The organism is Catellatospora sp. NPDC049111, from assembly GCF_040648615.1.
Taxonomy (GTDB): domain Bacteria; phylum Actinomycetota; class Actinomycetes; order Mycobacteriales; family Micromonosporaceae; genus Catellatospora; species Catellatospora aurea.
On sequence record NZ_JBEZEB010000003.1, the window covers coordinates 453,226 to 467,598 of the forward strand.

Here is a 14,373-nt window from a genome sequence, read left to right on the forward strand (position 1 = left end):
GCGGTCGCCTTCCGTCCGTTAGGCTCCCGGGCGGACGTCTGGGAGGGACGACACATGGCATGGAGGCGGAGGATCGCCGCCAGTGCGGCCGTCTGCGCACTGGCGGCGCCGTTGATGCTGGCCGGCTGCTCCTCGCCGGTGCCCGGTGTGGACGGCAAGCTCGCCGACGACTGGGCGAGCCTGCCCGCGGCGCAGGTGTTCACGCCCAGCGCCGAGGTGTGCCATGAGAAGGCGTACGAGCAGACCGGCCGGGCCACCGCGTACCGGCCGGTCGACTGCGCCACGGAGCACTACGGCGAGACGGTCTACGTCGGCACGCTGACCGGTCCCGCCGCCGAGCTGGCCGCCCCGCCGGAGGCGGACGACGCGGTGCTCGCGGGCGCGTTCGCCGAGTGCGATGAGCGGTCCACCGCGTTCGTCGGCCGGCAGTGGCGCGACGGCCGGCTCACCCTCGATCTGACGCTGCCCTCGGCGGCGGCCTGGCAGGGCGGCGCCCGGTGGTACCGCTGTGAGCTCAACGAGCTGACCACGGTCACCGACAAGGCCGACTGGGTCCGCCGCGTCGGCAGCCTGCGCGGCTCGCTGCCGACGCCGCTGCTGCTCACCTGCTTCGCCGAGAGCGGCAAGAACGGCTCGGTGGACACCATGCCGGAGACCGACTGCGCCAAGTCGCACAACGCGGAGTACGTCGGCACGTTCACCGCCGCGGCCAACCGCAAATACCCGGCGAGCGAAACGGACTGGGACTACTTCCACGACAACTGCCGCAAGGCGATGGCCACGTTCATCGGCGTCAGCGTGAGCGCTACCAGCAAGTACGGCGTGATCTCGTGGCCGTACAGCAAGGCCACCTGGGCGGGTGGCGACCGCGGCGTGCGCTGCTACCTGTGGCTGGAGACGAAGAAGATGACGGGCTCGGCCAAGGGCACCGCGGGCAAGGGCATCCCGAGCTGACGGGTCGACCGGATACGCGTCGAACCCGCTGGCGGGTATGAAATATGCTCCCCATTCATGTTCGGCATGGCTTGGGGAGGGCACTGATGCGTGAGGTGATCGGCCGTAGGGTCGCAGGGGTCGTGCTGGTCGCGGCTGCCCTGCTGGCCACATCGGCCTGCGGGGGGCAGCTGCCGGCGGGAGCCGACGGCGACCTCACCAACCAGTGGCCGGCGATGCCCGCGGCCCAGAGTTGGCGGCCCGAAGAGGCCAAGTGCGACGACGGCTTCCGCGACGTCAGCTACCGCTCGTCCTACAAGCCGGTCGAGTGTGACCAGAGCCACACCTACGAGACGGTGGCCGTTGCCGACTTCACCGGCGAGGCGGCCTCGCGCACCACGGTGCCGTCGGAGGGCTCGCCGGACATGCGCGCGGCCTGGGCCGACTGCGACAAGCGCATCACCGACTTCCTCGGCGGCGACTGGCGCTCCGGTGCCCTGTGGTTCGGCGTCTCGGTGCCGTCGGCGGCAGGCTGGGACGGCGGCGCGCGCTGGTACCGCTGCGAGCTGACCGCGCTGGACGGCCAGTACGGCGACCCGGTGGCCCGTACCGCCTCGCTCAAGGGCGAGTTCACCAAGGCGTCCGCGCTGAAGTTCGGCTGCTACCAGTACGGCACCCGGCTGGTCTCCACCGCCTGCAACAAGGCCCACAACGCCGAGTTCGTCGGCGTGTGGAACGCGGGCGGCGCCGCCTACAGCAGCCTGGCCGGCATGAAGACGCGCATCGCCAAGGAGTGCCGCACGCTGGTCGCCAAGTTCGTGAAGGTGCCCAACGACTCGAACATCAGCTACCGCACCGGTGTGGTGTGGAACTGGCCGTCGAAGTCCGACTGGGAGGCCGGCGACCACGGCGTGCGCTGCCACCTCTGGCTGGACAAGAAGAAGCTCACGAAGTCGCTGCGCAACGGCGGCACGAAGGTTCTGCCCACCAACTGAGCCCGATACCCGCACCCGTCCCCGGCCCTGTGCCGGGGGCGGGTGAGGGGTGTCACGTGGGGTCGGGGGTGAACGGCGGGCTGCGGCGCGGTTGACTGTGCTGGTGCGCAAGGCGTTGACAGTCCCGGTTGATCTTCCGGTGTTGCCCCGGGCGTTGCCCGCGCGGCCCGCGAGCTGGTTCGAACCCACCGACGTGGTGGTGATCGGGTCCGGCATCGCCGGCCTGACCGCGGCGCTGCACCTGCGTGAGGCAGGCCTGCACGTCACCGTGGTCACCAAGGTCAATATCGATGACGGCTCCACCCGCTGGGCCCAGGGCGGCATCGCGGCCGTGCTGGACCCGCTGGACACCCCGGCCGCCCACGCCCAGGACACGCTGGTGGCGGGCGTCGGGCTGTGCGACCCCGCCGCGGTCGACGTGCTCGTCACCGAGGGCCCGGCCCGGGTACGCGAACTGATCAAGATGGGTGCCGAGTTCGACCGCCACCCGGACGGCTCGCTGATGCTGACCCGTGAGGGCGGGCACCACGCGAACCGCATCGTGCACGCGGGCGGCGACGCGACCGGAGCCGAGGTGCAGCGGGCGCTGCACGCGGCGGTGCGCCGCGACCCGTGGATCCGCCTCGTCGAACACGCGCTGGTGCTCGACCTGCTGCGCGACGCCGCCGGCCGGGCCTGCGGAGTGACCCTGCACGTGCTCGGCGAGGGCACCGAGGACGGCGTCGGGGCCGTGCTCGCCCGCGCCGTGGTGCTGGCCACCGGCGGGCTGGGCCAGATCTTCGCGGCCACCACCAACCCGATCGTGTCCACGGGCGACGGCGTCGCGTTGGCGCTGCGCGCCGGGGCGGACGTGACCGACCTGGAGTTCGTGCAGTTCCACCCGACGTCGCTGTACCTGCCGAACAACCGCACCGCGCAGCAGCCGCTGGTCAGCGAGGCGCTGCGGGGCGAGGGGGCGTACCTGGTCGACGGGGACGGCAAGCGCTTCATGGTCGGGCAGCACGAGCTGGCCGAGCTCGCGCCCCGCGACGTGGTCGCCAAGGGCATCCACCGGCAGATGCTGGCCTCGGGCACCGATCACGTCTACCTGGACGCCCGGCACGTGCCCGACCTGGCCCACCGGTTCCCGACGATCACGGCGTACTGCCTGGCCGCCGGGGTGGACCCCACGGTCGATCTGATCCCGGTGGCCCCGGCCGCGCACTACGCCTCCGGCGGGGTCCGCACCGACCTGGACGGCCGCACCAGCATCCCCGGCCTGTACGCCTGCGGCGAGGTCGCCTGCACCGGCGTGCACGGCGCGAACCGCCTGGCCTCGAACTCCTTGCTGGAGGGACTCGTCTTCGCGCGGCGCATCGCGGCCGACATCACGCGTGACCTGCCCCCGCAAGCCGACCCGGTGCTCGACAGTTCCGGGCAGGCGACGTCAGCCGAGGCGGAAGCCGTGCGCCAGGGCGCGGGGCCCCAGGCCGACGCGTCGCAGGACGTGTCGGCCGGGGCGGGCGTGCCCGCCGCCGTACCGACCGGTGGTCTGGCCTGGACGCCGCACGGTCTGGTCGCCGCCGGCGAGCCGCCGGTTGACCTGGCCGCGCGGCGGCGGGCGCTGCAGCGCGCGATGACCCGGGGAGCGGGCGTTCTGCGTAGCGCGCAGACGCTGGCCGAGACCGCGCGGGTGCTGCGCGAGGTGGGCACGCCGCCGTTGCCGGGGCGCACCGCGGGCTGGGAGTTCGCGAACCTGCTGACGGTCGCGAGCGCCCTGGTCGCGTCGGCGTCCCTGCGCGCCGAGACGCGCGGGTGCCACTGGCGCGAGGATCATGCAGAGGCGGACGACGGCTGGCGGGGACACCTGTTCCCCGGGTTCGCCGAGGACGGCACGACGACGGATACGTGGGAGGCGATGGCGTGAGGGACACGACGCAGGCGCAGCTGCTCAAGGCGGGGCTCGACCCGGACGAGGTGCAGCGCATCGTGGCGAACGCGCTGCGCGAGGACCTGGGGCCCGACCGGCTCGACGTGACCAGCGTCGCGACCATCCCGGAGCACCAGGTCGACACCGCGGACCTGATCGCCCGGGAGGCCGGCGTGCTCGCCGGGCTCGCCGTGGCGGAGCTGGTGTTCGAGCTGGCGGGTCCGGGGGCGGAGGTCACCGTGCACGCGGCCGACGGCGACACGGTGGCGCGCGGCGACGTGCTGGCCACGATCACGGGGCCGACCCGCACCCTGCTGTCGGCCGAGCGCACCGCGCTCAACCTGCTCTGCCGCATGTCCGGCGTGGCCACGCACACCCGCCGCTGGGTGGAGCAGCTCGCCGGCACCAAGGCGTTGGTGCTGGACACCCGCAAGACCACCCCCGGCCTGCGGCCGCTGGAGAAGTACGCGGTCCGCGCGGCGGGCGGCACCAACAAGCGCATGGGCCTCTACGACGTGGCCATGATCAAGGACAACCACAAGCTGGCGGCGGGCTCCGTGACCGCGGCGTACGACCTGGTCCGGGCGAACTTTCCGGACGTGCCCGTGCAGGTCGAGGTGACCACCCTGGCCGAGGCGCAGGAGGCGGTGGCCGCCGGCGCGACGTTCCTGCTCTGCGACAACATGTCCCCGCAACTGCTGCGCGAGGTCGTCGCGGCGGTCGGCGACCGGGCCGAACTGGAGGCCACCGGCGGCCTGACGCTGCAGGTCGCCGCCGAGTACGCGGCCACCGGCGTCGACTACCTGTCGGTGGGGGCGCTCACCCACTCGTCGCCTATCGTGGACATCGCCTTGGACCTCCGAGCGCGGAAGTAGACGTCGGGTGCTGCTCTGTATCGACATCGGTAACACCAACACGGTGCTCGCCACCTTCGACGGCGACAAGATCGTGCACTCGTGGCGGGTGAAGACCGACGCCCGCAACACCGCCGACGAGCTCGGCCTGATGTTCCGGGGCCTGCTGGCCGGGGACAACGTCGAGATCACCGGGGTGGCGGCCTGCTCGACCGTGCCCGCCGCGCTGCGCTCGCTGCGCACCATGCTCGGCCGCTACTACGCCGGGCTGCCCGCGGTGGTCGTGGAGCCGGGTGTGAAGACGGGCGTGCAGCTGGCCATCGACAACCCGAAGGAGGTGGGTGCCGACCGCGTGGTGAACACGCTGGCGGCGCACACCCTCTACGGCGGGCCGGCCATCGTCGTCGACTTCGGCACCACCACCAACTTCGACGTGATCAGCGCCCGCGGCGAGTTCCTCGGCGGCGCGTTCGCCCCGGGCATCGAGATCTCCTTCGACGCGCTGGCGGCCCGCGCCGCCCAGCTGCGCAAGGTCGAGCCCGCCCAGCCCCGTTCGGTGATCGGCAAGAACACGGTCGAGTGCCTGCAGGCAGGCATGTACTTCGGCTTCGCCGGCCAGGTGGACCGCATCGTCGAGCGGATGATCGAGGAGCTGGGCGGGGTGACCGCGGTGATCGCCACGGGCGGGCTCGCGCCGGTGGTGATGGGCGAGTGCCGCACCATCACCCATCACGAACCGATGATCACCCTGATCGGCCTGCGCATGGTGTACGAGCGCAACGTCAACGCCTGACCGTCCGGCACACCGTCGTGACGTAGGGCAGCTCGAAGGTGTCCCGTCCAGCCAGGTCGGGGTGCGTCGCGCACAGCTCGGTGACCTGGTCGCGCAGCCGCTGCCGCAGGTCCTCGGCGGCGACGAGATACCAGGACCGGGTGGCGATGAGTTCCAGCAGGCCCTGGGGGGTCTGCGTGACGGCGTGCCGGAACGTCGCCCACTCGGCCGGCGCGAACAGCGGGCCGAAGTCGACCTCGTCGGGCCGGTGGAAGCGCGCCGCCTGGACGATCGCGTCCAGCTGCCGGACCCAGTCGACGCTCAGGTCGCGGTCGTTGCGCATGGGCGCGAAGACGCCGCCAGCACGCAGCACCCGGGCGATCTCCGGGTGCGCCCGCTCCTTGTCGAACCAGTGGTACGCGGTGCCCACGACGACGGCGTCGGCATACCCGTCGGGCAGCGGGATGGACTCCGCCGAGCCCTCCCGTGCGACGGTGCCGGGGGTGGCCGCGTCGAGTGCCGCCCGCATGGCGGGGTCGGGTTCCACCGGCACGACGGCGAAGCCGGCCGCCAGCGCCACCCGGGTGAGCTGGCCGGTGCCGGCGCCCAGGTCGACCACACGGCCGGGGGCGGTGCCGATCGTCCAGGCCAGGGCTTCGGCCGGATAGGTCGGGCGGGTTTGCTGATATGCCTGTGCCGCGGCGCCGAAAGAGAGCCGGTGCTCGTCGATGGGGTCCATGTGCGCCTCCCGTGTGTGTCGCCATAACGCCCGGCCCACCCTAGTGCCGCCCGTCCGGGACGTATTCGTCCCGTCCCGGTGGATCGATCGACAGGCTCATCCCGAGCCGCTCGGATACGGCCGCGGCGGCGTTTCCCGAATCGGGCCCACAGGGGCGGGACGATCGCGCCCCCGGAGCTGCCGGACGGCCGCGCATTGGGCGACCGGATAGGCCGGGCGGCGCACAGGGTCATCGGTCCGTCGCAGAGCGCGAATTGTTCACCCGCTCCACGGCTGGTGCCCGGACGACTGCGCAGTGCGAGCGGACCGCTGCCGCGGTATGCCGTGCGTCCGGCTCGCAGGAACCGGTATCCACGGCTTCTCGGCAATGGCGCGGCGAATCCGTTTTCCCTTGTCAGAGGATAATCGACCGAGCGGCTGTCCGACTTCGCGCCGCGCCCGGCGTTGGTATGCCGAATAATGGGTCACGCCGGAATTGATCCGCTGTCAATGAGTGGCTATCCTGGCGAGCGCTTGCACTATGAATTCATGGCGCCCTCGACTGGCGGGGAGGATCCGGGGCGGCGAAGAAAGGAAGACCGTATGGCCAGGCGCGAGATTGTGGTGCTGGCGGACGACCTCGATGGTTCCGAGGGCGATGTCCGCAGTGTGAGATTTGGATTCGAAGGCGCCAATTACGAGATCGATCTCGGCCCGGCGAACCACGACAAGCTGGCCCTCGCGCTGGCGCCGTTCGTGGCCGCCGCGCGCAAGGAGAGCGGTCGTCGTGGACCCGCCGCGGCCCCCAAGGCGAAGGCGCCGACTGCGGCGGAGCAGCGTGCTTTCAACCAGCGGGTGCGGGATTGGGCCAAGGGGCAGGGTGAAGCGGTCAACGACCGGGGCCGGGTGCCGGCGAAGGTGATCGAGGCGTACTACGCCGCCGGTCTGCGGTAACCCTTTGTAGGTTTTGCGACGTTTGCCGGATTGACGGTACGGCGCGAAGGTTGCGTGCTTCCTTCGCGTCGTACCGTTTTTCGTGTTCGAGGGTCCGCGCCGGGCGGGTCGGCCAGGATGTGGACACCGATATTTCGCTGTGCGCGTAGCGGTCCTGGATGCGGAACAGCCGCGAGCGAGGCAAGGTTGGCTCTGATGCCAGCCACGTCGGCGGTTTGCAGGGCAAGATGCCCCGTTTCCTCCGCTTTCTAGTCGACGGTAAGCGACCCGATGGTTACCCAACGGTGACCGGACGAGCGTTTCCGGCGGGCCGACATGGTCGGGGTCTGGCGTTAGAGTGAGTGAAACAGCTTCGCCGCCGCGGATCTCCGGCAGGGGTTCGAGGAACTGAGGCGTAGGTGAGGAGCGGGAATGTTCGAGCGGTTCACCGACCGGGCGCGTCGGGTGGTCGTCCTGGCCCAAGAAGAGGCCAGGATGCTCAACCACAACTACATCGGCACGGAGCACATCCTGCTCGGCCTCATCCACGAGGGTGAGGGCGTCGCGGCGAAGGCGCTGGAAAGTCTCGGCATCTCGCTGGAGGGCGTGCGCCAGCAGGTAGAGGAGATCATCGGCCAGGGCCAGCAGGCGCCGAGCGGGCACATCCCGTTCACGCCGCGGGCCAAGAAGGTGCTTGAGCTGTCCCTGCGCGAGGCGCTGCAGCTCGGCCACAACTACATCGGCACCGAGCACATCCTGCTCGGTCTGATCCGCGAGGGCGAAGGCGTCGCGGCCCAGGTGCTGGTGAAGCTCGGCGCCGACCTCAACCGGGTGCGCCAGCAGGTCATCCAGCTCCTCTCGGGCTACCAGGGCGGCAAGGAGCCGGCCGCGGCCGGCACCGCCACCGGCGAGGCCGCTCCGTCCACCAGCCTCGTGCTGGACCAGTTCGGTCGCAACCTGACCCAGTCGGCGCGGGAGGGCAAGCTCGACCCCGTGATCGGCCGCGAGAAGGAGATCGAGCGGGTCATGCAGGTGCTGTCCCGCCGCACCAAGAACAACCCGGTGCTGATCGGTGAGCCCGGCGTCGGCAAGACCACCGTGGTCGAGGGCCTGGCCCAGAAGATCGTCAAGGGCGAGGTGCCCGAGACGCTGAAGGACAAGCAGCTCTACACGCTCGACCTCGGCGCTCTGGTGGCCGGCTCGCGCTACCGCGGTGACTTCGAGGAGCGCCTGAAGAAGGTGCTCAAGGAGATCCGCACACGCGGCGACATCATCCTGTTCATCGACGAGATCCACACCCTGGTCGGCGCGGGCGCCGCCGAGGGCGCGATCGACGCCGCCAGCATCCTCAAGCCCATGCTGGCCCGCGGCGAGCTGCAGACCATCGGCGCGACCACGCTCGACGAGTACCGCAAGCACCTGGAGAAGGACGCCGCGCTGGAGCGCCGCTTCCAGCCGATCCAGGTCGGCGAGCCCTCGGTGGCGCACACCATCGAGATGCTCAAGGGCCTGCGTGACCGCTACGAGGCGCACCACCGGGTCACCATCACCGACGCGGCCCTGGTCGCGGCGGCGAACCTGGCCGACCGGTACATTTCCGACCGCTTCCTGCCGGACAAGGCGATCGACCTGATCGACGAGGCCGGCGCCCGGATGCGCATCCGCCGCATGACCGCGCCGCCGGACCTGCGCGACTTCGACGAGAAGATCGCCCAGGTGCGCCGCGACAAGGAGTCCGCGATCGACGCGCAGGACTTCGAGCGGGCCGCGCAGCTGCGCGACAAGGAGAAGCAGCTCCTGGGCCAGAAGGGCGAGCGGGAGAAGCAGTGGAAGGCCGGTGACCTGGACGTCGTCAGCGAGGTCGACGACGAGCAGATCGCCGAGGTCCTGGCCAACTGGACCGGCATCCCGGTGTACAAGCTGACCGAGGAGGAGACCTCCCGCCTGCTGCGCATGGAGGACGAGCTGCACAAGCGGGTCGTCGGCCAGATCGACGCGGTCAAGGCGGTCTCCAAGGCGATCCGGCGCACCCGGGCCGGCCTCAAGGACCCGAAGCGCCCGTCCGGCTCGTTCATCTTCGCCGGCCCGTCCGGTATCGGTAAGACCGAGCTGTCCAAGGCGCTCGCCGAGTTCCTGTTCGGTAGCGAGGACGCGCTGATCCAGCTGGACATGTCCGAGTTCCACGACCGTTACACGGTGTCCCGCCTGGTCGGCGCCCCGCCCGGATACGTCGGCTACGACGAGGGCGGCCAGCTGACCGAGAAGGTGCGCCGTCGGCCGTTCTCGGTGGTCCTGTTCGACGAGATCGAGAAGGCCCACCCGGACGTCTTCAACACGCTGCTGCAGATCCTGGAGGACGGTCGCCTGACCGACGGCCAGGGCCGCATCGTGGACTTCAAGAACACCGTGATCATCCTGACCACCAACCTGGGCACCCGGGACGTGGCCAAGGCGGTCTCGCTGGGCTTCCAGAAGTCCGAGGACGCCGAGTCGAACTACGAGCGGATGAAGGTCAAGGTCAACGACGAGCTGAAGACCCACTTCCGCCCGGAGTTCCTGAACCGCATCGACGACACCATCGTCTTCCACCAGCTCACCGAGGTGGAGATCCTCTCGATCGTGGACATCATGATCAAGCGGATCGAGAACCAGCTGCGCAACAAGGACATGGGCCTGGAGCTCACCGACAACGCCAAGAAGTACCTGGCGAAGAAGGGCTTCGACCCGGTCCTGGGTGCCCGGCCGCTGCGCCGGACGATCCAGCGCGAGCTGGAGGACACGCTCAGCGAGCGGATCCTGTTCCAGGAGCTCAAGCCCGGCCAGCACGTGCTGGTCGACTGCGAGGGCGACCCGGAGCAGATCGAGACGTCGAAGCTGACCTTCACGGCATCGCAGAAGGCGGCCGCTCCCGAGGTCCCCGAGACCCCGGCCGAGCCGGTCGGCAGCGACGCCGCCGCGTAACGAGCACGTTTACGAAGAAGGGGCACCGCGCGAGCGGTGCCCCTTCTTCGTAAACGCTCAGCCGATGTAGTCCTCCAGCAGGGCGGGCGTCAGGCCCGACTTGTAGATCGCGTTCAGCGCGCCCAGCAGGTCGTCCATCAGGGCGGGGCGGAAGTGCATCAGCAGCACGTCGCCGGGCTGCACGACCTTCTTGGCGGTCTGGTACCGCACGATGCCCTTGTCGACCGTCTGCGTCCAGAAGAACGCCGCCTGCGCCCCGCAGTCGTGCGCGGCCTTCAGCGTCGTGGCGTCCTTGTTGCCGAACGGGGGCCGGAACAGCGTCGGCCGGCGGCCGAACAGCTGCTCCAGCTTGTCCGCCGACCCGCAGATCTCCTTCTTCTGGAAGTCGTACGACTTGCCCTTCAACGACGTGTGCGTGATCGTGTGGTTCTCGACCATGCCGCCGGCCTCCTGGATCGCCTTGAAGTACGCCGTGTACTTCGTGGCGGCTGGGGAGTTGAGGAACATCGTCACCGGGATCTTGGCCTGCCGGATGAACTCGATGACCTCCGGCTTACGCGACAGCGCACCGTCGTCGATGGTGATGAAGGCGACCTTGTTCGTGGTCGGCACTTTGAACAGCCACATGGCCGACGCGCTCTCCGGCACCTTGACCCGGTGCGGGGCCGGTGCGGGCCCGAACTTGGGGGCCTTGTCCAGATACCACTGCAAGGACTTGAAGGCCGCAGGCGACGGCAACGCCGACGGGCTGGGCGAAGCGCTGGGGCTCGGCGAGGCCGATGGAGTCGGGCTGACGTCAGGGCCGGCGAAGATCGGGTCCGGGCCGGCGCTCTTGCACGCGGCAGGCGCGAGGAGGGCGGTCAGCAGGAACACGGCAATGGCGCGGCGTACGGGGGTGGAGGCCACGCCCGGACTCTATCCAGGCTGGGTGAATCCGCAATACCACGGAAAGCTCGGGGCCGAGTCAGAAATCGGCGGGAACACGCCCGGGCAGGCCGAAACGCTCCCCCCGGGGCACCACGAGACCGTCGGCTAGCAGGCTGTCCAGGGCCCGCTCCCGCTGCACCTGATCCGGCCACACCACGTCCAGGGCCGGCTTCGGCACCGGCCCCGTCGCCTGCCGCAGCACGGCCAGCAGCAGCCCGCGCACCTGGCGGTCGGTGCCCGCGTAGCGCTGCGGCTTGCGGGACGGGCCCGCCGGCAGCGCCGCGCCGGAACGCCGCCACGCGCACCGCTCCCGCAGCGGGCAGGCCTCGCACCGGGGCGTACGCGCCGTGCACAGCACCGCGCCCAGCTCCATGAACGCCGCACTGGCCCGCGCCGCCGCCGCATCGGCGCGCGGCAGCAGCGACTCCACCAGCGTCAGGTCCGCCGGGGTGGTGGCGGCGCCGGCGTCGGCCAGCCCGCTCACCGCCCGCGCCGCGACCCGGCGCACGTTCGTGTCCACCACCGGATGGCGCTGCCCGTACGCGAACGCCAGCACCGCCCGCGCCGTGTAGTCCCCGACGCCCGGCAGTGCCAGCATCTGGTCCAGCCGCCGCGGCACCTCGCCGCCGTGCCGCTCCACCAGCGCCGTCGCGCACGCGTGCAGCCGCATCGCCCGCCGGGGATAGCCCAGCCGCCCCCAGGCCCGGATCGCCTCGCCGGAGTCCTCCGCGGCCAGATCCGCCGGGGCGGGCCAGCGGGCCACCCACTCCCGCCACACCGGCAGCACCCGCACGACGGGCGTCTGCTGGAGCATGAACTCGCTGATCAGCACCGGCCAGGCGCCGATTTCGGGAGCCCGCCAGGGCAGATCACGCGCGTTGACGTCGTACCACGCAGTGGTCAGCGAGGCGAGTTCGGACATGCGCTCCACCCTACTGGTGCACAATGCCCGCAGGAGCGAGCGTCGAGGAGCAGGCATGACTGACGTGCACGGAGCCGAACTGGCCGTCACCGTGATCGGACCGGACCGCACCGGGATCGTCGCCGACGTCGCCGAGGCGCTGGCCAGGCTCGGTGCGAACCTCACCGACTCCACGATGACCCGGCTGCGCGGCCACTTCGCGATGACCCTGATCTGCACCGCGCCGGCCAGCGCCACCGAGGTCGAGGCCGCCCTGCTGCCGCTGTCCGCGGACGGCCAGCTGCTGGTGACGGTCCGCGACGTCGGACCCGACGAGCCACCGCACAACGGCGGCCTGCCGTACCTGCTCAGCGTGCATGGCGCGGACCGGCTCGGCATCGTCGCGGCGGTGACCCGGGTCGTCGCCGACGCCGGCGGCAACGTCACCGACCTGTCCACCCGCCTGGTCGGCCCGCTGTACCTGCTCGTAGCCGAGGTCGACCTGCCCGAAGGCGTGCCCGGCGAGCTGACCAAGCGGCTCGCGCACGTCGCCGACGAACTCGGCGTCGAGGTCAACCTGCGCCCCGCCGGGGCGGACGTCTTATGAGCGGCCCGCACACCGACGGCGACCGGCACGGCGAGGAGGCGGCGTGAGCATCGAAGGCTGGGACATCACCGCGCTGGGCACCGGCCGGGCGCTGCCCGTCGTCACCGCGCCGGAACCGGTGCTGAGCCGCGTCGGCGAGCCCGTCGACCCGACCGACCCGCAGATCGTGGCGCTCGCCGCCGACCTGGTCGCGACCATGGCCGTGTCACCCGGCTGCGTCGGCCTGGCCGCGCCGCAGGTCGGCGTCAGCGTGCAGCTGTTCGCCGTGGACGTCACCGGCCACCCCAAGGCGGCCACCCTGCACGGCGCGTTCGTGCTGGCGAACGCGGTGATCGTGGAGGCCAGCCGGTGGCGGCCGGGCCGCGAGGGCTGCATGTCCGTGCCCGACCTCACCGGCGACGTCAAACGCGCCGGGCGCATCGTGGTCACCGGTGAACTGCCTGGCAGCGGCCGCAAGGTGACGATCACCACCGATGCCTTCGAAGCCCGTGCGCTCCAGCACGAGATCGACCACTGCAACGGACTGCTCTTTTTGGACAAGGTGAGCGGAGCGCACGCGATCTATCAGCGCAAAGTCTATCTGTGACACGGACTTCGCCTACTGAGCGTGTCGCGTAGTGCGTGTCGTGATCGAGGGCGCTAGCGTGAGCACATCATGAGACTGATAGTGGGTCCGCTGCCCGCAGCCGTCTACTGGCGACGCCGCGCCATGGTGCTCGGTGCGCTGCTGGCTGCCGTACTCATGATCACGCTGGTGGTGCGGGGCACCGGCAGCGGCGGCGCCCAGCAGCCCACCGCCAACGGCACGCCGACCAGCGCAGGTGCGTCCCCCGCTTCGGCGGCCGGTGAACCCCTCGCGTCCCCGGCAGCGTCACCGACCGACGGCGTCATCACGCCCGTGTCCGAGCTGACCCCGTCGCCGACCAGTGCGGGTGAGGGCGAAGGCGAAGGCGAGGGAGAAGTCGACCCGAACGCCTGCACGGACACCGAGATCAAGGTGACCGCGAAACCAGCCCAGACCAGCCTCAAGCGCGGCAGCGACCTGCTGATCACGCTGCTGATCAAGAACGTCTCGCAGCGGACCTGTACTCGTGACGTCGGTGCGGACCTGCAGGAGCTGCGGATCCTGAAGAGCACGGAGAAGGTCTGGTCGAGCGACGACTGCGGGGGGCCGCGGGGGCACGAGGTCCGGTCTTTCCCGCCGGCGCATGAGCGGTCGTACACGGTGGTGTGGAACGGGCATTCGAGTTCTGCTTGTGAGAAGTCGATCAAGCGGGTGCCTGATGGGCCGGTGCCTGCTGCTGGGGAGTATCGGCTGTATGCGCGGGTCGGGACGGCGATTTCTGCTTCTGTGACGTTGAAGCTTACGTAGGTGGGGTCGCGGAGCCGGGGGAATGCTCTCGGCGCTGGGGCCGCAAAGAGCGCGGCCTCTTACGCGCCTACGAGCATTCCCCCGGCTCCGCTCCGACCGTAGGCGCACGTCCGCGGTGGTCAACGTAAGTGGGCGATCCAAGGTATAAGCAACAGCCTTACCGACCCACATGCCGTCCCCTGAGCAACGCGTTGCCACCACCAGCAACGCCCCGAACTCATGTCCCGGGAGAACACGGATCTCCGCTGTTCGCCGTCCAACGCTTGGTCGGGGCAGATGCCGTCATCTGTTACGCCCTGAACCGGGTTGGTGGGGTGGGGCGGGGAGGCTGTCGCTTTGTGGGAAAAGGGTGCCCTTTTTACCCGGTTACTTTGTGAGGGTGGCGTGGAGCGGGGGTTGGGGGGGGGGGGGGGTAAATGGCCGGGGGATTTGGGGCCCCCCCCCCGCGCCCCCCACCCCCCCGGACCCCCACGCACGAACCCGCGAGAGGG

13 protein-coding genes are annotated in these 14,373 nt (G+C 70.6%); 10 read left to right on the forward strand and 3 right to left on the reverse strand.

Annotation, left to right across the window (positions count from 1 at the left end):
• Positions 1-54: 54 nt before the first annotated feature.
• The 5 genes from AB0B66_RS06940 (at position 55) to AB0B66_RS06960 (ending at position 5,484) form a co-directional block, all read left to right on the forward strand.
• Complete coding sequence (locus AB0B66_RS06940) at positions 55-954, forward strand: septum formation family protein (RefSeq protein WP_360524018.1); 900 nt, start codon at positions 55-57, stop codon at positions 952-954.
• Between the two features lie 86 nt (positions 955-1,040).
• A complete protein-coding gene (locus AB0B66_RS06945) occupies positions 1,041-1,928 on the forward strand; it encodes a septum formation family protein (RefSeq protein ID WP_360524021.1) in 888 nt (295 codons plus the stop codon).
• 115 nt (positions 1,929-2,043) lie between these two features.
• Positions 2,044-3,834 (forward strand): L-aspartate oxidase, encoded by a 1,791-nt coding sequence (locus AB0B66_RS06950; RefSeq protein ID WP_360524174.1) that lies wholly within the window; start codon positions 2,044-2,046, stop codon positions 3,832-3,834.
• On the forward strand, positions 3,831-4,712 hold the full coding sequence (gene nadC, locus AB0B66_RS06955) for a carboxylating nicotinate-nucleotide diphosphorylase (protein ID WP_360524024.1): 882 nt from the start codon (positions 3,831-3,833) through the stop codon (positions 4,710-4,712). The genes AB0B66_RS06950 and nadC overlap by 4 nt, the downstream gene beginning before the upstream one ends.
• Positions 4,713-4,719: 7 nt before the next feature.
• Positions 4,720-5,484 (forward strand): type III pantothenate kinase, encoded by a 765-nt coding sequence (locus tag AB0B66_RS06960; protein WP_360524027.1) that lies wholly within the window; start codon positions 4,720-4,722, stop codon positions 5,482-5,484.
• On the opposite strand, the gene AB0B66_RS06965 is transcribed toward AB0B66_RS06960, so the two are convergent.
• Positions 5,474-6,202 carry a class I SAM-dependent methyltransferase gene (locus tag AB0B66_RS06965; RefSeq protein WP_360524030.1) on the reverse strand — a complete coding sequence of 243 codons (729 nt, stop codon included), beginning with the start codon at positions 6,200-6,202 and terminating at the stop codon, positions 5,474-5,476. The genes AB0B66_RS06960 and AB0B66_RS06965 overlap by 11 nt on opposite strands.
• Positions 6,203-6,784: 582 nt before the next feature.
• On the opposite strand from AB0B66_RS06965, the gene AB0B66_RS06970 reads away from it, so the two are divergent.
• Entirely contained in the window at positions 6,785-7,135 is a 351-nt protein-coding gene (locus tag AB0B66_RS06970; RefSeq protein ID WP_203695248.1) for an Lsr2 family protein, read from the forward strand.
• 411 nt (positions 7,136-7,546) lie between these two features.
• Positions 7,547-10,075, forward strand: a complete 2,529-nt coding sequence (locus AB0B66_RS06975) for an ATP-dependent Clp protease ATP-binding subunit (RefSeq protein ID WP_360524034.1) — start codon at positions 7,547-7,549, stop codon at positions 10,073-10,075.
• A gap of 57 nt (positions 10,076-10,132) precedes the next feature.
• Here the strand turns inward: AB0B66_RS06975 and AB0B66_RS06980 are convergent, their stop codons facing one another.
• Positions 10,133-10,981, reverse strand: coding sequence for a polysaccharide deacetylase family protein (locus AB0B66_RS06980; RefSeq protein ID WP_360524037.1), 849 nt, complete (start codon positions 10,979-10,981; stop codon positions 10,133-10,135).
• A 58-nt stretch (positions 10,982-11,039) separates the two neighbouring features.
• Positions 11,040-11,924 carry an A/G-specific adenine glycosylase gene (locus AB0B66_RS06985; RefSeq protein ID WP_360524040.1) on the reverse strand — a complete coding sequence of 295 codons (885 nt, stop codon included), beginning with the start codon at positions 11,922-11,924 and terminating at the stop codon, positions 11,040-11,042.
• A 55-nt stretch (positions 11,925-11,979) separates the two neighbouring features.
• Between AB0B66_RS06985 and AB0B66_RS06990 the strand changes: the two genes are divergently transcribed.
• The 3 genes from AB0B66_RS06990 (at position 11,980) to AB0B66_RS07000 (ending at position 13,882) form a co-directional block, all read left to right on the forward strand.
• Entirely contained in the window at positions 11,980-12,510 is a 531-nt protein-coding gene (locus AB0B66_RS06990) for an ACT domain-containing protein (protein ID WP_360524043.1), read from the forward strand.
• Between the two features lie 43 nt (positions 12,511-12,553).
• A complete protein-coding gene (gene def, locus AB0B66_RS06995) occupies positions 12,554-13,096 on the forward strand; it encodes a peptide deformylase (protein ID WP_203695238.1) in 543 nt (180 codons plus the stop codon).
• Between the two features lie 123 nt (positions 13,097-13,219).
• The gene (locus AB0B66_RS07000) at positions 13,220-13,882 is read left to right on the forward strand and encodes a hypothetical protein (RefSeq protein ID WP_360524047.1); all 663 of its coding nucleotides are present in this window, start codon (positions 13,220-13,222) and stop codon (positions 13,880-13,882) included.
• Positions 13,883-14,373: the final 491 nt, after the last annotated feature.